The sequence below is a fragment of the Haloparvum alkalitolerans genome (genome assembly GCF_050122995.1).
In the GTDB taxonomy this organism is placed as follows: domain Archaea; phylum Halobacteriota; class Halobacteria; order Halobacteriales; family Haloferacaceae; genus Haloparvum; species Haloparvum alkalitolerans.
The window spans coordinates 1-20,252 of record NZ_JBNLIA010000016.1; the positions used below are offsets into that span (position 1 = coordinate 1).

The window sequence follows — 20,252 nt, forward strand, 5'->3', positions numbered from 1 at the left end:
GCCAAGCGGAGAGCGAGGAGCGCAGCGAGGGTCCCGCGAGCTTGCCGAGTGGGACGACGGCAGTCGCAGCCCGGCAGCCCGCTACTGCAGGCAGCCCGGACCGTCTGCCGGAACCCGGCGCGGTCGAGCCGGCTGGGGCTTTCTGGACGGTGCTGTTCCAAGCAACAGGATCTACGACAAAACGAGATCAGTAGCAGGGAGAGCCGGCTGGGGCGTTCTGAGTGTTGCTGTCCAGATCAGCAGGATCTGTAGCAGTCACAGAAAATACGTCGGACGGAGGGCCGGCTGCGTCTTTCGAGACGTTTCGGACCCACCCAACAAGCTCCACAACCGATCCGGAACCGCCACCCGCTCGCTCCGGCTCCGAAACCCGTAGGTACGCCCGTCCCCAACCACCACCAATGAGCCTCGACGCGGACTGGCGCGCCGGACTGAACGCCGTCGACGCGCGCCTGATCGACGAGTACCAGAGCGGGTTCCCCGTGACGGAGCGACCTTTCGACGCGGTCGCCGCCGATCTGGCCGCCGAGACGGGCGCGGACCTGACCGGCGCCGATGTCCTCGACCGCGTGCGCGACCTGCGCGAGCGCGGCGTCTTACGGCGGTTCGGGGCGGTCCTCAACCCGCCGGTCATCGGCTCCTCGACGCTCGCGGCCGTGCGGGCGCCCGAGGACCGCTTCGGGGACGTCGCGGACGCGATCAACGCCCACCCGCAGGTGAACCACAACTACCGCCGCGACCACGAGTGGAACATGTGGTTCGTCGTCACCGCGGCCTCCCGCGAGAAGCGGGACGCGATCATCGACGACATCGAGACGGAGACCGGCTGTGAGGTCCTCGTCCTCCCGATGCTGACGGACTACTACATCGACCTGGAGTTCCCGGTCGTCAACGGGGACCGGTTCGCGCGGGAGTCGCTCTCGGAGACCGCGGTCTCCGCGACCCGCATCTCGGAGGAGGCGCGCGGCGACCTCACGCCGCTGGAGGCCGCGCTCCTGCTGGAGATCCAGGACGGCTTCCCGCTCTCGGAGACCCCCTACCGCGACGTGGCGGCCGCGGTCGACGACGCGCTCGGGGCGGACGGGACCGCCACGGTCGCGGACGTGCTCGCGGCGGTCGAGCGCCTGCGCGCGGACGGCTGCATCAAGCGCATCGGCTGCGTCGTCAACCACGTCGTCACGGGCTTTCAGAACAACTGCATGGTCGTCTGGGACGTGCCGGACGACGAACTCGACGCCCGCGGCGAGGCGGTCGGCCGCCTCCCGTACGTGACGCTGTGTTACCACCGGCCGCGGCGGCCGGATCAGGACTGGCCGTACAACCTGTTCACGATGATCCACGGCCGCGAGGCCGCGGCGGTCGACGCGAAGGTGGACGAGCTCGCGGCCGACCACCTCCCGTTCGACCACGAGCGCCTCTACTCGACGGAGACGTTGAAACAGACCGGCGCGCGCTACGAGGACCTGCTGCCGGGCGGGTCGTAGCGACCGGTTCGAAAACCGCCCGCGACCGGCCGCGGTCGGTTCGCGGGGGAGCCGCGGCCTCTAGGCCAGGAACACGTGCCGCGGCTGGTCCGCGAGCACGTCGCGGCCCCACTGGACGGTGTTGCGGAAGTCGTCCGAGCGGAAGAAGGCCATCGCGTCCTCTTTGGCGGCCCACTGGCTCGCGATGAACATGTCGTTCTCGTCTTCGACGTTGACCATCAGGTCGGTCTCGAAGTGCCCGTCCATCCCCTCGAGCTTCTCGCCGACCGCGTCGAACTTCTCCACGAAGTCCTCCTGGTGGTCGGGCTTGACGGTGTAGAACATGCCCATCGTCCCGAAGCCGGACTCCTCGCCCGCGCGGGCGACGACCTCGGGGAGCTCCGAGAGGAACCCCGCGGCGGTCTCGGCCGCGGAGGCGGTGTCCCAGATGGAGACGACCGCGGCGCGGTCGGTCGCGCGCCCCTCGTAGACGGCGGTCTTGACGTGCGTGCCGTAGTGGTCGAAGTTGGCGCGGAGCCCCTCGACCTCCTCGAACAGCTCGTCGGGGTCGGCCTCGCTGTAGAGGACGGTCGCGAACACGTCCTCGCCGTGGGGTTGGCCCGCGTAGATGTCCAGGTCCGCGAGTTCGCCACGGATCGACTCCGCGTTCGCGTCGCCGCCGTGGCCGCTCGCGGTCTCGCCGCCGGCGTGGTCGCCGCCGCCGTGGTTGCCGTGGTCGTGGCCCCCGCCGTCGCTCCCGCCCTCGTCGGAGCCGTGCGGGTGGTCGCCCTGCCCGCCGGAGCCGGAGCCGTGCGGGTGGTCGCCGTGGGCGGCGCCGCCCTCGCCGTGAGCGCGTCCCCCGTGACCATCTCCGCGCTCGTCCTCGCTCGCCGGACAGGTGCCGGTCCGGTCCTCGTCGTGGTCCGCGGTCGGCACCTTCGCGCCGTCGAGGAACGCGCCGAGGTCCGCGGGCGGGAACCGGCGGCCGACGTAGAACTCGCCGAACTCGCCGTACCGGGAGGAGGCCTCGTCGAAGCGCATCTCGTAGACGATGTCCTTGATGTCGGCGGGGTCGGAGCCGAACAGGGTGACGCCCCACTCGTGGTCGTCGAAGCCGACGGAGGAGGCGATCACCTGCTTGATCTTCCCGGCGTACTCCCGCCCCACGTCGCCGTGGCCGGACATCAGCTCCGCCCGGTCCTCGAAGGAGAGGTCGTACCAGTTGTACTCCTCGCCGCGGCGCTTGCTCATGGGGTAGAAGGAGACGTACTCGTCGTCGGGGATCTCGGGCTTGAGTTTCCCCTCGATGTAGCGGCGCAGGCCCTCGTCGATCTCCTCTTCGTTGCCCTCGAAGTAGTCGTCGGAGACGTAGCCCGATACCTCGGTGACGGAGACGTAGGAGGTCTCGCGCTCGGTGAACTTCGCGAGGGCAGTGTCCTCGAACCGGCGCTCGATGGCCGAGAGGTCGTCGAGCGCGGGCCGGAAGTGGACGAACAGCAGGTCCGCCTTGTGGCCGACCATGCCGAAGACCGCGGAGTCGCCGGCGTCGGCGTCCGCGACCGCCTCGCGGTGGACGAGGAACTGCTCGCCCTCCTCGACCGCCCGCTCGCGTTCTCGCTCCGGGGCGTCCCGCCACGCGTCCCAGTCGACCGTCCGGAAGTCGTGGAGGGCGTACCACCCTTCGTCGGTTTGTGGGGCTTCGACCATACCCGTGCTTGGACGGCCGGGCCTTAGGGGTTTGCGAGTCGGCGCCGCCGGAACGGGACTCGCGCCGGGTACCGAAGTCGGCACACATCGCCGGACTCCCGCACGGATTGCCGACGTCGGTGACGGTCGCCGCGCGGGCGGGCGAGATAGCCACAAACACCGCCACTTTCTCCGAGGTTTACCGCGTGGGGGGCGTATCGCGGCGCATGTCCGAGCAGATGCGCTTCAACCTCTTCACCATGAACTCCGTCGAGCACGTCTCGCCGGGGTCGTGGACGTATCCGGGCGACCAGTCGCACCGGTACACCGACCGGGAGTACTGGACCGAGGTCGCCCGCACCGCCGAGCGCGGCGGGTTCGACGCGGTGTTCTTCGCCGACGTGCGCGGCATCTACGACGTGTACGGCGACGACCGCGAGACCGCCGTCGAGAAGGCGGTCCAGACGCCGGCGAACGACCCGCAGCTCGTCGTCCCCGCGATGGCGGAGGTGACCGACGACCTCGGCTTCGCGGTCACGCGCTCGACCACCTACACGCACCCCTACCAGCTCGCGCGGGAGTTCTCCACGCTCGACCACCTCACCGACGGCCGGGTCGCGCTCAACGTGGTCACCTCCTACCTGGAGTCCGCGGCCGCGAACCTCGGGCTCGACGAACGCATGGACAAGGAGACGCGCTACGACCGCGCCGCGGAGTTCCTCGACGTCTGTTACGCCCTGTGGGAGGACTCGTGGGAGGACGACGCCGTCGAGGTCGACCGCGAGGCCGGCCGCTACACCGACCCCGAGAAGGTCCACGCCGTCGACCACGAGGGCGAGCACTTCTCGGTCCCCGGTCCGCACGGCTGCGAGCCCTCGCCGCAGCGCACCCCCGTCATCTATCAGGCCGGGTCCTCCGACTACGGCCGCGACTTCGCCGCGCGCAACGCGGAGGCGGTGTTCGCCAGCCAGCCCACCGAGGAGGGCGTCGTCGAGTACATGGAGGACGTGAAGGCGCGCGCGGCCGACGCCGGGCGCGACCCCGAGAGCCTCCGGTTCTTCATCGGCGTCGTCCCGGTCGTCGGCGAGACCGAGGCCATCGCGGAAGCGAAGTACGACTCCTACAAGGAGAACGTCGACGTCGAGGCGACGCTGGCGCTTTTGTCCGGCTTCCTCGACATGGACCTGTCGGAGCTCGATCCGGACCAGAAGGTCGAGCACATCGAGACCGACGCCATCCAGGGGACGATGAACGCGTTCACCTCCTCACAGCCCGACCGCGAGTGGACCGTCCGCGAGGTCGCCGAGTTCTCCGGGCTCGGCACCACCTCGCCGAAGATCGTCGGGACGCCCGAGCAGGTCGTCGACGAGCTGGAGTACTGGTTCCACGAGGTGGGCGTCGACGGCTTCAACGTGAAGGAGGTCGTCCGCCCGGACTCGCTGCAGGACTTCGTCGACCTCGTCGTGCCGGAGCTGCGCGAGCGGGACCTGATCCGCGAGCCGGACGGCTACGAGGGCGACACGCTCCGCGAGAACACCACCGGCGGCGGCCCGCGGCTCCCCGCCGACCACCCGGCGAGACGGTAGCTCCGACCCGACGGCCGGAACGGGAAAACGCACGACTGCGCGCCGGCCGGACGCGGTCCGAAACGGGAACTGATGCCGCGCTCGTCACGCTTAAGTGGATACGGCGGCTTCTCTCGGGTGACGCTTCGTCTTGGAGGGCCGAAGCGTCAGCGGGGACCTATCTAGGGCGGCAGGCCCGCGCCGATTCGGCGCGGGCTTCCCCTTTCGTTTTGCGCCGATCGCCGAGTCGAAAGCCGACACGCTTACTCGCGACCGGGAGGTACGCCCGGCCGTGATCGTCGTCGCCACCGAGGACTTCCGGCTCTATCACGACCTCGTCGACGAGCTCCGCGAGCGCGGCGTGACCTTCACCACGATCCGGCCGGGCGCGGAGGTCCCCGAGCGCGCGACCGTGGTCATCGCGACCGACGACGACGAGGTCGACCTCGGCGGGCGCGAGGACGTGACCGTCGTCGCCGCGGACCCCGACGAGCCGCGGACCGCGGTCGACGAGGCGCTGGCCACGCTCCGGGGCGGCGGCGGGCGGACCGTGGTCGGCGTTGACCCCGGTCCCAGCCCCGGCATCGCAGTGCTCGTGGGCGACACGGTCGTCGCCGCGTTCCAGGTCCCGCTCGCGGACGCCGTCGACACCGTCCGCGAGGAGGTCGCGGGCGCGCCGGACCCCCTCGTTCGCGTCGGCGACGGCGACCGGCTAAAGGGCGCCCGGATCGTGAACGACCTCCCCGACGACCTCGCGGTCGAGCTGGTCGACGAGACCGGGACGACGCCGTACCTCGGCGCCGGCGCCCGCGGGATGGCCGACGTGCTCGCGGCGGTCAACGTCGCGCGCATCGCGGGCGAGGCGGTCGACCGGCGGGAGATCGAACCGACCGAGGGCGAACTCCAGCGGATCAAAGACGAATCGCGTCGCCGCTCGGCCGGCGGGCGGACCATCGACGAGGCGCTCGCGCGCGAGGTGGCCGCCGGCGAACTCTCGCTCGAGGAGGCCATCGAGAAACACCGGGACGGAGGCGGGGACGGGACGGACGACGGGACGGAAGCGGACGACGGGACGAAAGTGGACGACGCGACGGAAGCGGACGACGCCGCAGAAATGGACGACCCCGAGTAGGCCGTCACTCCCCGTCGGCCGGTCCCCCGTCGTCCGCGTACCGCTCGTAGAACTCCTCGACCGTGCAGTCGAACCGCTCGAACTCGTCGAAGTCGCGCTCGTGGTGGCGGATCACCTGTTCGACGATCCAGCGGCTGAACGTCTCGGAGTAGCACCACTCGCCCCCCTCGTCGTCGACCGCGAACCGGTCGTCGGTCGAAAGCGCCGCGAACAGGTGGTAGAAGCCGAGCACCACGTCGCCGAAGTCGCGGGCGTTCGCCCCCACCTCGCGCCGCTTCTCGGCGAGCTTCTCGCGGCCGGCCTCGGTGATGGCGAAGTACTTGCGGTCCGGCTCGTCCTCGCGCTCGATACGCTCGGTGTACCCTTCCTCCTCGAACTTGTAGAGGATGGGGTAGACGGAGCCGTAGGAGGGCTCCCAGTGACCGCCGCTGATGTCGGTTATCTCCTTGAGGAGCTCGTAGCCGTACCGGGGTCGCTCCTCCAGAAGCTCCAGCGCGAGGTAGGAGATGAGTCCCTTCGGCGGTCCGCTGTTCCGCATTTGGCCGGGATTTCGCCGGTCTCTCCGAAAGGGTTTCGGTCCGGACGGAGCCGGCCGTCCCGGCCGCCGACCGGCGGGGATTTACCGCCCGGGCCGCTACCGTGTGCCATGAGTCACGTCCCGACCGCGTCCGTCGATCCAGACGCCCTCCCGCCGGACGCCGACACCGTGATCTGCCGCGTCGGCGAGGTCGGCACCAAGAGTGAGCGCGTCCGCTACGGGATGCAGTCGACGCTCGGGGAGAACCTCCGGGCGCTCCTGTCGGACCGCGGGATCGAGGGGTCCGTGAGCCACCGGCGGAACCGCCCCCTAATCGAGACCGCGGAGCCGGCGGCCGCGACCGAGGCCGCCACCGACGCGCCCGGCGTCGTCTCCGCGAGCCCCGCGACGACGGTCGACCCGACCCTCGGGGCAGTCACGGACGCGCTCGCGCGAACCGCCGAGGCGACCTACGCGGGCGGGTCGGTCGCGGTCCGCGTCAACCGCGTCGGGACCGACTACCCGTTCACCAGCGAGGACGCCGAGCGCGAGGGGGGCGCCGCGGTGCTGGACGCGCTCGAGGCGCGGGTCGGCCGCGAGGCGGGCGACGCCGAGGGCCGACCGGCCGTCGACCTCGACGACCCCGACTACGTCGTCCGGGCGGAGGTCCACCCGGACGCGGCGTACGTCTTCGGCCCGAAACACCGCGGCCCGGGCGGGCTCCCGCTCGGCTCCCAGCGTCCGCTCGTGAGCCTGCTGTCCGGCGGGATCGACTCCCCCGTGGCCGCCTTCGAGGTGATGCGCCGCGGCGCGCCCGTGCTCCCGGTGTACGTCGACCTCGGCGACTTCGGCGGCCCGGACCATCGCGCCAGGGCGGAGGCGTCCGCGCGGACGCTCGCGCGCTACGGACCGAACCACCTCGACGAACTCCTGGTCGTCGACGGCGGCGACGTCTGTGCGGACCTGGCGGCCCTGCTCGAGCAGGGCCGGATGCTCGTCTTTCGCCGGTTCCTCTACCGCGTCGCCGCGGAGGTCGCCGCCGACCGCGGCGCGACCGGCGTGGTCACCGGCGAGGCGATCGGCCAGAAGTCGAGCCAGACGACCCAGAACATGAGCGTGCTCGACTCGGTCACGGAGTTTCCGGTCCACCGCCCGCTTTTGACGGTCGACAAGAACGAGATAACCGAGCGGGCAAAGCGGCTCGGCACCTACGAGGCGGCGTCGATCCCCGCGGGCTGTAACCGGTTCGCGCCCGCCCAGCCCGAGACGAACGCGGGCCTCGACCAGATGGCCGACATCGAGCCGGCGTGGCTGGAGGAGCGCGCCCGCGCGGCCGCGACAGGCGCGGAGCGCGTGTCCCTCTCGCGGTGAGGCGCCCGCCGTGAGACCGCGGAGCCCGCGATATTCGTGGTGTAGCGTCCCGGACGCCGGGGAATCCTGCCACGGTGGGGTGTGTTTTTGAGGGTGGGAGGCGATCGGGACGGTATGAGCGATCGAACGGTTCAGCTGTCGGCGGAGCGCTACGAGCGGTTGGAGGGGCTCGCGGCGGCCCGCGGGCGCACCGTCGAGGAGCAGGTCGCCGCGCTGGTCGACGACGCCTGCGACGGCGCCGGCGACCGGCCCGCGCCCGCGGACCTCCCGCTCGGGGTCTGCGACGGCGACGAGTGACCGGGGGCGACCACCGGCCGGGCGGCGGGGATGGCCGTCCCGTCGCGTCCCCGTCGTTGCATAAATATCTGTCGCCGGTTCCGGTCGAGATGGAACCCGCCCGGGGTCCCTTATATCGGACCGGCCGTACATGTTGGTGGGCAGATCCCACTGACATGCACCCGACCGGTTCGCCGGTCCTCCCAAGCCTGCCCATGTGTGAGCACGGCGTGCCGGAGACGGCACGCGACCTTGTCTGTCTCTCGCGTCGGATCCCGCTCCGGCGCCTCTCTCTCTCCGTCGCCAGCGGATCGCGTACCGGTTGCGTCGACCGCCGTGGGCCGCGTCCGCGGGCGACCTCCCGATCTTCGCGACGGCTCGACCGACGGAGCCCCGGCTCCGTCGGGGCACAGAAAGAACGGCGGTCAGATCAGAAGCAGCGGTCAGATCAGAAGCAGCGGTCAGAGACGGAGCGCCCGTCCGACTCGCGCCGCCGACTGCTCAGGTCATCGCGTTCGCGATCTCCTCCTCGAAGGCGACGTAGCCGCGCAGCAGGTGCGCGGCCGCCTCGTAGAAGCGCTCGTCGGTGGTCGTCAGCGTCTCCTCGGCGCAGTCGTCGATCCACTGCGAGAGGTGCTCGTCGTGGAAGACGCGCTGGAAGCCGAACGCCTCCTCGTCGCCGTCCCGCTGGCGCTCGATGAGGTAGCGCAGGAAGGCGAGTTCGACCGCGACGTGGTCGTTCTCCTCGGGGTACTCCTCCGGGGGGGTCCAGCCCGACGCCCCGTAGGAGGCCTCCACCTTCGCGAGCCCCTCGCCGCGGAAGTCCGTATCCGTCCGGAAGTAGGTCTCGTGGGGGAGGACCGGCGGCCGCGGGCCGACGAAGACGCGCGTGTACTCCGGTTCGAGGTCCTCGCGCACGTCGGCGGGGTCGCGACCCTCGTTCTCGGCCGCGAACTCCTCCAACTTCGCGAAGCCGCGGTCCAACTCCTCGGAGACCTCGCGGTCGGGAACGGTGAACTCGCCCTCCAGCAGCCGCTCCAGCAGCTCCTCGGGCGGGTAGTCCGCGAACGCGTCGATCAGGAAGTTCACGAGCTCCAGTCGCGCCTCGTACAGCGCGCTCTGGTCGACGCTCATCGGTCACCCTCCGGGCCCGCGCCGCGACCTCCGGGGCCGGTGTCGGGGCCGTCGCCGGAGCCGAACAGCACGCGCGGCCGGCAGTCGTCGCAGTAGTCGAAGATGTTCTGTCCCTCGGGCGCCATGCCGGCGACCACGTCGCCGACCTCCTCCTGAACCTTCGCGGCAGAGCCCTCCGAGGCGAACGGCTTGCCGCACATCGCGCACTCGCGCATCGCGCCGTCGAAGACGACGCGCCACGGCTTGCCCTCGTTGCGCTCCGGGAGCTGGTCGAGGTGGAGGCCCGACTCGACGGTGATGGCGTCCTCGACGCAGCCCTCCTCGCAGAGCCCGCAGTTGACGCAGCGCTCGTGGCTGAACAGCAGGTCGGCGGTCTCGGTGTCGCGGTGGAGCGCGTCGGTCGGACACATGTTCGAACAGGTGGGCGTCAGCGTGCAGGCGTCCGACACCTCGACGCTCCCGAAGTCCTTCAGCCCGCGGATCACCTCTCGCTCGGGTTCGACGTGTTCCAGGATCGCCCGCACGCTCTCCAGCGTCCACGCGTGCGAGTCGAAGTCCGGGTTCGGCCGCGGGCCGAGGTCCGGACCGATAGTGGACGGGCCGCCCTCGCCGGGGGCGTCGCCCGGCACGGTACCGCCGTCGGTGGCGACCGCGTTCGAGCCGTCGGCGTCGCCCGGGCCCACCTCGATCCGGCCGGTCGCCTCGTGCTCGCCGGCGGGAACCGGCGTCTCCTCGAGCGTCTCGACCACGAACCGGCCGAGTTCCTCCTCGAAGGCGCCCGGCTCCTCGACCTCGGGCGCGAAGAAGCCGACGCGCTCGCCGAGGCCCAGGTCGCGGGTCGCGCGGTTGAGCCGGTCGACGAGTTCGGCCTTCGGGTCGGGGCCGGAGTGGAGACACTCGCCGCCGCAGCCGACGATCGCCACGCCGGCCGCGCCCGACGCGAGCGCGTGCATGACGTGCCCCTCACCGACCGTGTCCGTGCAGTTCACCTGCACCGGGAGGATCGGCGGGTAGGTCACGTCGTCGCCGCGGGCGGCGCGGCGGCCGAACTCCGAGAGCGCCTCCGCGGCGCGCTCCGAGCAGACGAACGCCACGACCGGCGTCTCGACGCCCGCCTCGCCCCCGCGACCGAACAGCCAGCCGCCGTCGTCGTCGACGGTGGGGGTGACGAGCGCCTCGACCTCGCGGGCGATCCGCTCGTTGGAGGGCTCGCGCAGTTGGACGGCGCCGGTCGGGCACGAGGAGGTGCAGGCGCCGCAGTTCTGACACGCGGTCTTGTCGAAGGAGACCTCGTCCACGCGCGGGCGCGAGACCGCCTCGTGGGGGCAGGCGTCGACGCACTCCGTACAGCCCTGCTTGCTGGAGGCGCCGGCCGCGCAGACGTCCATCGCGAGGTCGAGGAAGTCGGGCTTGGAGACGCCGCCGAGCAGGGAGGTGACCGCGGAGACGGTGCCGGCGTCGACCGGCCCGGTGTAGAAGCCGACGCGGCCGCCGCGCGCCTGCCGGGTCGCGGCCGGCCAGACGACCTGGTCGGCCGCGATCTCGCGTGCGGTGCCGTCGACCGCGATGGCGTCGACCGGGCAGCACTCCTCCCAGTCGCCGCGGGGCGCGTCGGGGTCGATGTCCACCGGGCGCGCGGTCATGTGCTCGTCGGGGCCCTGCTTCAGACACTTCATACAGGAGATGCAGTCCTCGGTGACGCCGGCCTGCAGTTCGACGCGGAAGTCGCCGAACTCGCCCTCGACGCCGACCGGCCGCCCGCGCTCGACGGTCACCTCGTCGAGGTCCGGGGCGTCCGAGAGGTCCTCGCCGTCGGCCACGAGCGTCACGTCCGCCTCCTCGGCGAGCGCGACCGCGGCCTCGGCGTCGCCGACGACCAGCACGTGGCTCCCGGCCTCCTGCGTGTGGTTCCCGGGGGCGGCCTCGTGGGCCATCCCGGCGGCCGCGGCGTTGACCATGCGGGCGGTCTTGTCGGTCGCGGCCGACTCCTCGTGGACCCAGCCGGCGCCCTCGCGCTGGTCCACGAACTCGACCGCGTCGGGGTGGACGCCGAGTTCGGTCGCCGTGTCTCGGATCCGGTCCTGCGCGGCCGGCTCCGGGCACGTGACGACGAGCTCGTCGAGGTCGCGCTCGTCGACGACCGCGGCGAGCCCGTCGAGCCCGTCCCCGCAGAGCATGCTGGAACTCGCCGCGACGTCGACCCCCTGGACGCCCTCGCGGGCCTCCTCCAGGTCGATGTCACAGGAGTCCGCACACGAGCAGACGAAGGTCCCTGTCCTCATTGCCCTCGAGTTACCGACTCAGCGGCATAGACCTTGCCCCCTCGGCCGGCCTGTCCGCGAAGAGTTTATAAGCCCCTGAGAAACCGTGACATACTGTCGGTTTGCTTATCATTCTCCGTGCTGTCGGCCGGTTTTGCCGGATGGTCCCCCGTCCGTGGTGGCAAAAGATTAATAACCGAGAGTCCGTGCCTCGGAACGCATGCTAGGCGCGCCGACGCGACCGCAGCGACCGGACGGAGCGGGGGGCGGCGCGGACGCCGCCGTATCCCGCGGCTGCCGGGGTCGATCGTGCGAGCGCGCGAGGCAGCAGCCATGAGTACATCCGAACCAGTAACCATCGACCTCGACCGACGCTCGTTCATGAAGGCGTCCGCGCTCGCCGGCGCGGTCGCCCTCGGGGGCGGCGCGACGGGACAGGTCCTTGGCCAAGACGAAGAAGAGTCCGGCATCGGCGACGACGCCGAGACCAGCAAAGTCATCTGTAACTACTGTTCGATCGGCTGCGGGTTCAAGGCCGTCAAGGAGGGCGACGCGTTCGTCGGCCAGGAGCCGTGGCACGAGAACCCGCTGAACAACGGGTCGCTCTGCTCGAAGGGCGCCGGCATCCTCGAGACGGAGCACTCGCCGCGCCGCCTCAAGCACCCGATGCGCAAGGAGGACGGCGAGTGGAAGAAGGTCTCGTGGGACGAGGCGTACACGCAGATCGCCGAGACCTACGAGGAGACCGTCGAACAGTACAGCCCCGAGAGCGTGATGTTGCTCGGCTCCGCGCACCACTCCAACGAGGCGGCCTACGCCTCCCGGAAGTTCGCGGCGTTCCTCGGGACCAACAACGTGGACCACCAGGCGCGCATCTGTCACTCCACGACCGTCACCGGCCTCGCGAACACGTGGGGCTACGGGGCGATGACCAACACGATCAACGACTACCGCAACTTCGACCTGCTCATCATCATCGGGCAGAACCCCGCGGAGGCCCACCCGGTCGTGATGCAGCACATCCTGGAGGGGCAGAAGCGCGGCGGCACCGTCGTCTCCATCGACCCGCGGTTCACGAAGACCTCGGCCCACGCCGACCACTACTACCGGATGCGGCCCGGGACGGACGTGGCGATCATGATGGGCCTGGTCAACTACATCCGCGAGCAGGGCGAGCTCGACCAGGAGATGCTCGACGAGCGCGTCATGGGCTGGGACGACGTCGAGCCGGAGCTCGGCCAGTACGACCTCGAGACCGTCTCCGAGCTGACGTGGATCGGCGAGGACGAACTCGCCGAGCTCGGCGACCTGATGATCGAGAACAAGCCCAACATCCAGATCGAGTGGGCGATGGGCGGGACCCAGCACAACAACGGGACCCAGAACATCCGCTCGTACGCGCTCACGTCGCTGGCGACCGGCTCCGCGGCCCGCTCGGGCGGCGGCCTGCAGGTCATGCGCGGCCACGCGAACGTGCAGGGCGCGACCGACCTCGGCGTCGAGTCGTCGATCCTGCCCGGCTACTACGGCGTCGGCGCGCCCGGCTCGTGGCAGCACTGGACCAACGTCTGGAACCGGAGCCCGTGGACCTCCGGGGACATCTCGGCCCAGGAGCTCCACGACGACTACTTCGCCACGATGGACGCGGAGACGTACGAGCTGATCAACGGGGAGCCGCCGTCGTCCGACCGCGATGCGAGCTTCCCGGACACCGACGGGAACATGATGTTCCACCGCGGTCTGACGGTGGCCCGCTGGTACGAGGCGGCGCTCGAACAGGAGGACCGCCTGCTTGAGTCGGAGCTCTACCAGCCGGACCCGGTGAAGATGGCCTTCTACTGGGGCCACTCCGCGAACTCCATCTCCGAGATGGACAAACAGCGGAAGGCGATGGAGGCGCTCGACCTGCTGGTGGTCGTCGACGTGTTCCCCTCGGTCGCGGGGACACTCTCGAAGGAGGACAACGTCCTCCTGTTGCCGGCCTCCAGCCAGTACGAGCACGTCCGCACCCTGACGAACACGCACCGCTCGGTGCAGTGGTCCGAGCGCGTCGCGCCGCCGGGCCACAACTCCAAGCCCGACCTCCAGATCTTCCAGGAGCTCGCCGACTACCTCGGCTTCGGCGAGCACTTCGACTGGGGGACCGGCAACGAGATCCACAACGGGCGCTCCTCCTACGAGGACGCGCTCCGCGAGATCAACCTGGGGACGCGCTCCATCGGCTACCAGCAGCCGCCGGAGAAGCTCCAGCAGCACGCCGAGTACGACTGGGCGTTCAACACGGAGACGCTCCGGGCCGACAAGCCCGGCCTGCCCGTCTCCGGCGACTACTGGTCGCTCCCGTGGCCCTACTGGGGCGGCGACCACCCCGGGACGCCGATCATCTGGACGTCCGACCGGGACCCGCGCGAGGGCGGTCACGACTTCCGGGCCAGTTGGGGCGTGCAGGCCCCGACGCCCGAGGAGTGGGACGCCATGGCGACCGACAAGGAGTACCCGATGCAGGAGACGTACGACGCCGAGGGCGAGGAGGGGCTCAACATGCTTCGAGACTCCTTCGAGCCCGACTGGTGGGACGGCGAGATCCAGGGCGTCCCCCAGTACCCGGCGTTCACGACGACGCTGCCGGACGACATCACCGAGCCGGACCAGCCGTCGCTCCCGCAGGAGTACGCGCTCCGCGAGGACACGTCGCCGTACGACGCGGCCGTGGAGCTCAACGAGAACTACGGCCACAACCACGACCTCGACTGGTGGGAGCAGTACGACTTCGCGCAGCCGGACGCGCCGACGGGGCGCGGCCGGGCGCGCGCGGTCGTCTGGAACTTCCTCGACACCGTGCCGGTCCACCGCGAGCCCATCGAGAGCCCGCGGGCGGAGTTCGTCCAGGAGTGGCCCGCCAACGGCCAGCAGCACAACTTCTGGCGGCTCGACCAGAACAACGCCGACGTCCAGGAGCAGGCGATGCGCGAGCTGGACGGCGTCAGCGACGACGCCCAGCAGATGATCCTCACGTCCGGCCGGCAGGTCGAGCATCAGGGCGGCGGCGCCGAGACGCGGAACAACCGCCTGACGGCCGACCTCCAGCCGCACATGTACGCGGAGATCCATCCCGAGATCGCCGAGGAGATGGACCTGGTCGGCGGCGAGGACCACGTCATCATCCACCCGACGAACCAGGGGAAGAGCTCGATCCTGGTGAAGGCGAAGGTGACGCACCGCCCGAACCAGGAGGAGATCTTCCTCCCGTACCACTGGGGCGGCGTCTTCGCCGGCCAGAGTCAGGTCGACCAGTACCCCGAAGGGGCCAAGCCGATGGCCATCGGGGACTCCGCCAACATCGTCACCGCGTCCGGCTTCGACGTGGAGACGCAGATGCAGGAGACGAAGGCCGGGATGGTCACCATCGAGAAGGCCACCGAGGCCCGCATCGAGGAGTACGGGATGGAGTTCATCGACTACCCGCAGGACGAAGACCGGCTCGGGCTCCAGAAAGGCTACGACGTGCGTGATTGGGACATGAACGAACAAGCGTTCGGAGACGACTGACAATGTCAACAAACGACTCCGGGGCGCGGATGAGCGACGGTGTGATGAGCACCGGCGAGGGCATGCGGATCTTCCCCGACGTCGAGGCGTGTATCGACTGCGGGTCGTGTGTCGTCGCGTGCAAACGCACCTACGACGTCCCCAACGACGAACAGCGTATCGACATCTCGACCATGCTCGAAGGGCAGGAGGGTGCCGAGGGGTACAACGCCCGCCAGACGGCGGCGCTCTCGGAGGGGCAGAGCCCCGGCGAGACCTCCCTGCCGATGCAGTGTTACCACTGTGAGAACGCACCCTGCGTGTCGGTCTGTCCGACCAACGCGCTCCAGAAGAACGACGACGGCTTCGTGTCGGTCACCGACGACCTCTGTGTCGGCTGCCAGTACTGCCTGTCCGGCTGTCCGTTCGGCGCGCCGCAGTTCCCCGACAGCGAGGGGACGATCACCTCCGAGGTGTTCGGCACCGGCGGCGTGATGGACAAGTGTACGGGCTGTCGCGAGCGCCAGCACGCCTCGAAGGGACCGGCCTGCGCCGAGGAGTGCGCGACCGACGCCATCCTCGTCGGCTCGACCGGCGACATCGTCGACGAGCTCGACAAGCGCGACAGTGGATCGTTCTTCAACGAGACCGCCCTGAACATCATCTTCGGGGAGGAAGAGGCGGAAATGTTCGACAGACTATGAGCGACGATCCAACCACCGACGGCGCGGACGGCGGCGACGAGCCGGCGGCCGACGCCGACGGTCACGGCGGCGCGGAGTCGACCGACGGGGCGGACGGAGGCGGCGGGCTGAGCGACGACGCGGCGCTGCTCGTCAGCGCGGTCGTCGGGCTGCTCGTGGCGAGCGGCTCCGTCTGGTACGTCGGTCAGCAGGGGGTCTGGTTCGAGGCGCTCCAGCGCGTGCGGCCGACCGTCTCCGGCGGCGGCGTCGGCTCGAGCTGGGTGTACGGCGTCAGCGGCGAGACGCTCGAGATCGCCCTGCTGAACGGCGCGATCAAGCTGATCCACATCGCGGACATCGTCCTCGGGGCGTTCATCCTCGTGCTGCTGTTCATCCACTGGGCGGCGTTCCACCGGCTCGCGGCGCGGATGCAGCCGCCCGCGGGCAGCGAGGAGCCGAGCCGCGAGGCCGCGGTGACCGACGGGGGGGAGCGATGACGAGCCTCGACCACGGGAAGTTCTCGAAGGTCACCACGACCTTCCACTCGCTTTTAGCGCTCACCGTGTTCCTGCTGTTCTTCACGGGGTACGCCATCGCGTTCAACGCGGAGCTGTGGTGGCTCCTGGAGCTGATGGGCGGCAACGCGGGCGTGCTGGCGGTCCACCGCGCGGCCGGCTTCGCGCTCATCGCGCTCACGACGACGTGGGTGCTGTACATGCTGCTCAGCTCCTCGGACGGCGCGCCGATCGGCGACCTGCTGCCCGACTTCTCGAACGACCCGCAGGCGTTCATCCAGGACGTGCAGTTCGCGCTCGGGCGCGCCGACGAGCGGCACCCGGCCGCGCGCCAGTTCGCCGGCTACAAGGCGGAGGAGATCCCGCTGCTGTCGTACGTCGGCAAGGGCGTCATCGCCATCTTCACCGTCGAGCTGCTGCTGCTGATGGTCTCGGGGCTCCTCATCTGGCAGAAGTCCTGGCTCATCGGCGTCTACAACTCCCAGTCGGCCGCGATGGCGTTCGTCGCCTTCCACGGCCTGCTCGGCATCATCATGCTGATGGGGATCATGTTCCACACGTTCGAGCACGCGATGCACCCCGCCTTCTACCCGGTTGAGATGAAGGCGTTCCTCCCGAAGGAGGAGACGCCCGGCTTCCACGGCGACCCCGACGACTACGAGTCGACGGGCATCGAGAAGCTCCGCCGGAAGAAGAGCTGGCGGCTCGCGGTCAACGTGTTCGGCGCGGCCGCGGTGCTCGGCATCGTGAGCGTCCTGCTCTCGTCGGTCACCTACGGGGGCTACCCGGTCCCGAGCGAGCTCGCGTTCAACGAGGGAAGCCTGCTGCGGACGATCGGTATCAACGTCGGCTTCCTCGTGCTGTTCGCGGGGCTCGTGCTCTCGATGTACGGCAACGTCCTGCGCGCCCGCTACAAGAGCCAGCGCGGGGCCGAGTCGGACGAGGGCGCGGGCGCGGCCGCCACCGACGGCGGCCGCCGCGACGACTGACGGGCGCTGGCTGCTGCCCACCCCTTCGCGGCCGGACGCCACTGCGTGCGGCCGCGGTTCGGTTGCGATGCGGTTCCGACGTGCGTCCACGCTGATTTTTCTTCGGTCGCGGCGGTTCCATGTGATCCATATTAATGGGACGACCGCGTTCGGAGAGCCGACACCCTCCGATGATCGCCGCCACAACGATACTCGTCGTCGGCGTGTTGCTCGTCGCGCTGCTGTCGCAGTTCCACGGCTACCGGCTCGGCGGTGTGCTGGTGCTCCCGCTCGTCGCCGTGTACACGTTCCGCGAGCCGTTCTCGCCGCTCGTGTTCGCGGTCGCGGCCGGCGGTGCGTGGGCGACGCTGTGGGCGGTCCGGGAGTACACGCTGTTGCACGGCCGGCAGGTCTTCCTCGTCGGCGTCGTGGCCGGAGCGGTCGTCTCCGTGCTCGCGACGCTCCTGTTGTGGGCGGCGTTCCCGGACCGGATCAGCTACGAGGACGCCGAAGTCGTCGGGAGCATCTTCCCCGGGATCGCGGCGTACAACGTAATGTGGCAGGATCCCGCGGACCGCCGCGAGGACCTGACGCTGTCCGTGGGCGTCTTCCTCCTGTTGCTCGCGGTCGGGACGATCGCCGTCTACCTCGTTGCCGCGCGCGGGTTGCCGACGCCGCCGGTGCTCCTGTTGCCGACGAGCGACGCCGTGGCGCTGCTCGGCGTCGAGCCGGTCGGGACGCCGACCCCGCGGATCGTCCCCGCGTGGCTCTCGGTGAGTCTCCTGCTCGCGGACGTGGCGGTGTATGAGGGGTTCCGCCGGCGCTACGACCTCCGGCTCGCGGGGATCGTTTTGATACCCCTTCTGGCGATGTTCAGTCTCCGATACGGCCCGACCGTTCTCGTGTACGGCGTGGGCGCGGCCACGGTCTTTTGGATGCTGTCGCTGGTCCACTGGACGACGCTGCTGTACGGCCGGAACCTGCTTGCGGTCGCGCTGGCCGGCGGGCTGCTGGTCGTCCTGCCGGTCGGCGTACTCGAGCCAGCCGCCGCGCCCGGAATCACGCTGCTTTTCATCGGCGTGTTCGTCGGCATCGGTGCGTACAACCTCCATCGCGTCGCCCCCTCGAACCGCTCGGCGCACATCCGGATCTCCGCGGGGCTGTTCGTCGTCTTCTACGCCGTCCTGCTGGCCGTCGTCCCCGTGCCGCGAACCGGACTGAGCAGCACGTTCGCTCCGGCGTACGTGGCGCTCGGTGCGGTGATCGTCGGGTTGGCCGCGGTCGAGATAGCGCGGCTCGAACGGTCCAGGCCCGACGCGCACGCGTTCGCGAGCGAGTCGGTGTTCGCCGAGGGACTGCCGGCCGATGCCGACACGGAGTCGTCGCCGCTAGTCGCGCGGCGGGAGGGGGACGACTCGTGAGCGACCGACGGCCCCTGCGGGACCGCACGGCCGGCGTGGTCCGGCGGCTCGCCCGGAGCGCGTTCCGGTTCACGCGCCGGGGGCGCGCACACTTCGAGCGCGTCGAGGAGGTCCCCTACCGGGTGACGGTCTCGGGCGTCCGCGGCAAGTCGACCGTCGTCCGGTGGCTCAACGAGGCGCTCGTCGAGCGCGGGCTGGAGACGTACGCGAAGGTGACCGGCGACCGCTCGTTCTCCTACCACGGTCTCGACGAGTACGAGATCGAACGCGACGGAGTCACCCGCCTCTACGAGAACGAGCGGGAGCTCCGCGCCTACTGGCCGGTCGAGGCGGCCGTCGTCGAGAACCAGGGGATCCGCGAGTACACGACGCGGCTCGCCAACGAGCTGTTCGACCCGCACGTCGTCGTGTTGCTCAACGTCCGCCGGGACCATCAGTCGACGCTCGGCGACGACCTGACGGACATCGCCCGCGCGTTCGCGCGAACCGCTCCCGAGGAGGCGGTCGTGATCAGCGGCGACCGCAACGACGCGATCAACGACTACCTCCGCCGGGAGTTCGACCGGCAGGGCGTGGAGTTCCGGGTGGCGGAGCCGCCGCCGGACTCGCCGTTCGCGGACACCTTCGGCGCGCAGTCTGCGTTCGTCGTCGACGAGACGCTGCGCGCGCTCGGGCTCGACCCCCTCAACCCGGGTCGCGTCGAGTCCCTGCTGACGGAGCTACAGAGCGACTGGCGGTGGCGGCGGCTCGCGGGCGGCGGACTCGTCTGTAACGGCGCGATGATGAACGACATCGAGTCGACCGAACTGCTCAGACAGCACCTCACGGAGCGTCTCGCGGAGCCGACGGTCACGCCGTTCCTGTTCACGCGCCGGGACCGGTCCGGTCGGACCGCGGCGTTCGTCCACTACCTCGACTGGCTCGCGGACGCGGACCTGATCGACCGCGTCCACGTCGCGGGCACGCACGCGGCGGTGGTCGAGCGGCGCGCGGCGCCACGGGTGATCCGCCACGACCTCTCGACGGACCCCGAGTGAGTGCTGGAGGCGTGTCTGGCACACGGCGACCCCGTCTACCTGATGGGGAACACGGTCCACCCGTTCATGCGCGACCTCGCGGCCGCTATCGACGAGCGCGCGATCGAGTGAACGCGACCGGCGGAGCGAACACCCCGACGGACGGGCGACCGTCAGAGCCGTTCGCCCTGATAGCTCCCGTCGTAGGTGCCGGAGTGGTCCGCGCGCGCGAGCACCAGTTGCGCGATCCGGGCGCCGCGCTCGACGGAGAGGTCGTGGCCCACTCGGAGGAGTCCCTCGCCGACGCCCTCGTAGCCGGCGTCCCACACCGCCGTGTTGAGCATACAGGAGTTACGCAGGAGCGAGGACCGCGGGTAGACGAAGCCGACGTGGCCCTCGGGGATCCGGACCGGCTCGCCGTACCGCACGACGTACGCGCCCGGCTCCAGGGCGTAGCGGTCCTCCGCGTCCGGGTCGATCCGTGCCCGGTCGCCGACCGACTTCCCGTCGGGCTCGATGCGGCCCGGTTCCGTCTGCACGAAGGCCTCGCCGAGCGTCAGGTCGACGCCGTTCGGCTGGACCTGCTCCTCGTCGAGGTCCGCGCCCGCGCGCTCCAGCGACTCCGCCACGTACGCGCCCGATTCGAACATGCCCGAGGGAGCGGGGCCGCGGCGCAAAGTCGTGTCGACTCGGGACGCCGGTGGAGCGGCCGCCTC

16 protein-coding genes are annotated in these 20,252 nt (G+C 70.4%); 11 read left to right on the forward strand and 5 right to left on the reverse strand.

The window, feature by feature from the left end; translation table 11 throughout:
• The first annotated feature begins 401 nt into the window (after window positions 1–401).
• Entirely contained in the window at window positions 402–1,484 is a 1,083-nt protein-coding gene (gene ahbB, locus ACQE3L_RS14270; protein ID WP_426964538.1) for a siroheme decarboxylase subunit beta, read from the forward strand.
• Between the two features lie 60 nt (window positions 1,485–1,544).
• Here the strand turns inward: ahbB and ACQE3L_RS14275 are convergent, their stop codons facing one another.
• The gene (locus ACQE3L_RS14275) at window positions 1,545–3,170 is read right to left on the reverse strand and encodes a heme-binding protein (RefSeq protein WP_426964539.1); all 1,626 of its coding nucleotides are present in this window, start codon (window positions 3,168–3,170) and stop codon (window positions 1,545–1,547) included.
• 206 nt (window positions 3,171–3,376) lie between these two features.
• Between ACQE3L_RS14275 and ACQE3L_RS14280 the strand changes: the two genes are divergently transcribed.
• Window positions 3,377–4,735 (forward strand): LLM class flavin-dependent oxidoreductase, encoded by a 1,359-nt coding sequence (locus ACQE3L_RS14280; RefSeq protein WP_426964540.1) that lies wholly within the window; start codon window positions 3,377–3,379, stop codon window positions 4,733–4,735.
• Window positions 4,736–5,006: 271 nt separating this feature from the next.
• Complete coding sequence (locus ACQE3L_RS14285) at window positions 5,007–5,846, forward strand: hypothetical protein (RefSeq protein ID WP_426964541.1); 840 nt, start codon at window positions 5,007–5,009, stop codon at window positions 5,844–5,846.
• Window positions 5,847–5,850: 4 nt separating this feature from the next.
• Here the strand turns inward: ACQE3L_RS14285 and ACQE3L_RS14290 are convergent, their stop codons facing one another.
• Window positions 5,851–6,384 (reverse strand): PadR family transcriptional regulator, encoded by a 534-nt coding sequence (locus tag ACQE3L_RS14290; RefSeq protein WP_426964542.1) that lies wholly within the window; start codon window positions 6,382–6,384, stop codon window positions 5,851–5,853.
• Between the two features lie 108 nt (window positions 6,385–6,492).
• Between ACQE3L_RS14290 and ACQE3L_RS14295 the strand changes: the two genes are divergently transcribed.
• Window positions 6,493–7,734 (forward strand): tRNA sulfurtransferase, encoded by a 1,242-nt coding sequence (locus tag ACQE3L_RS14295; RefSeq protein WP_426964543.1) that lies wholly within the window; start codon window positions 6,493–6,495, stop codon window positions 7,732–7,734.
• Window positions 7,735–7,848: 114 nt separating this feature from the next.
• The gene (locus tag ACQE3L_RS14300) at window positions 7,849–8,031 is read left to right on the forward strand and encodes a hypothetical protein (protein ID WP_426964544.1); all 183 of its coding nucleotides are present in this window, start codon (window positions 7,849–7,851) and stop codon (window positions 8,029–8,031) included.
• 480 nt (window positions 8,032–8,511) lie between these two features.
• On the opposite strand, the gene ACQE3L_RS14305 is transcribed toward ACQE3L_RS14300, so the two are convergent.
• A complete protein-coding gene (locus ACQE3L_RS14305; RefSeq protein ID WP_426964545.1) occupies window positions 8,512–9,144 on the reverse strand; it encodes a TorD/DmsD family molecular chaperone in 633 nt (210 codons plus the stop codon).
• The gene (locus ACQE3L_RS14310) at window positions 9,141–11,426 is read right to left on the reverse strand and encodes a hydrogenase iron-sulfur subunit (RefSeq protein ID WP_426964546.1); all 2,286 of its coding nucleotides are present in this window, start codon (window positions 11,424–11,426) and stop codon (window positions 9,141–9,143) included. Before ACQE3L_RS14310 ends, ACQE3L_RS14305 begins: the two co-directional genes overlap by 4 nt.
• Window positions 11,427–11,738: 312 nt before the next feature.
• On the opposite strand from ACQE3L_RS14310, the gene ACQE3L_RS14315 reads away from it, so the two are divergent.
• From ACQE3L_RS14315 to ACQE3L_RS14340, 6 genes are all read left to right on the forward strand, one after another.
• Window positions 11,739–14,954, forward strand: coding sequence for a molybdopterin-dependent oxidoreductase (locus ACQE3L_RS14315; RefSeq protein WP_426964547.1), 3,216 nt, complete (start codon window positions 11,739–11,741; stop codon window positions 14,952–14,954).
• A 2-nt stretch (window positions 14,955–14,956) separates the two neighbouring features.
• Window positions 14,957–15,637 carry a 4Fe-4S dicluster domain-containing protein gene (locus ACQE3L_RS14320; protein WP_058366297.1) on the forward strand — a complete coding sequence of 227 codons (681 nt, stop codon included), beginning with the start codon at window positions 14,957–14,959 and terminating at the stop codon, window positions 15,635–15,637.
• Window positions 15,634–16,113: a hypothetical protein gene (locus ACQE3L_RS14325; RefSeq protein WP_426964548.1), complete on the forward strand. Its 480-nt coding sequence runs from the start codon at window positions 15,634–15,636 to the stop codon at window positions 16,111–16,113. Before ACQE3L_RS14320 ends, ACQE3L_RS14325 begins: the two co-directional genes overlap by 4 nt.
• A complete protein-coding gene (locus tag ACQE3L_RS14330; protein ID WP_426964549.1) occupies window positions 16,110–17,120 on the forward strand; it encodes a cytochrome b/b6 domain-containing protein in 1,011 nt (336 codons plus the stop codon). Before ACQE3L_RS14325 ends, ACQE3L_RS14330 begins: the two co-directional genes overlap by 4 nt.
• A 170-nt stretch (window positions 17,121–17,290) precedes the next feature.
• Window positions 17,291–18,520: a poly-gamma-glutamate biosynthesis protein PgsC/CapC gene (locus tag ACQE3L_RS14335; protein ID WP_426964550.1), complete on the forward strand. Its 1,230-nt coding sequence runs from the start codon at window positions 17,291–17,293 to the stop codon at window positions 18,518–18,520.
• Complete coding sequence (locus tag ACQE3L_RS14340) at window positions 18,517–19,557, forward strand: capsule biosynthesis protein CapB (protein ID WP_426964551.1); 1,041 nt, start codon at window positions 18,517–18,519, stop codon at window positions 19,555–19,557. Before ACQE3L_RS14335 ends, ACQE3L_RS14340 begins: the two co-directional genes overlap by 4 nt.
• 152 nt (window positions 19,558–19,709) lie before the next feature.
• On the opposite strand, the gene ACQE3L_RS14345 is transcribed toward ACQE3L_RS14340, so the two are convergent.
• Window positions 19,710–20,186: a deoxyuridine 5'-triphosphate nucleotidohydrolase gene (locus tag ACQE3L_RS14345; protein WP_426964552.1), complete on the reverse strand. Its 477-nt coding sequence runs from the start codon at window positions 20,184–20,186 to the stop codon at window positions 19,710–19,712.
• Window positions 20,187–20,252: the final 66 nt, after the last annotated feature.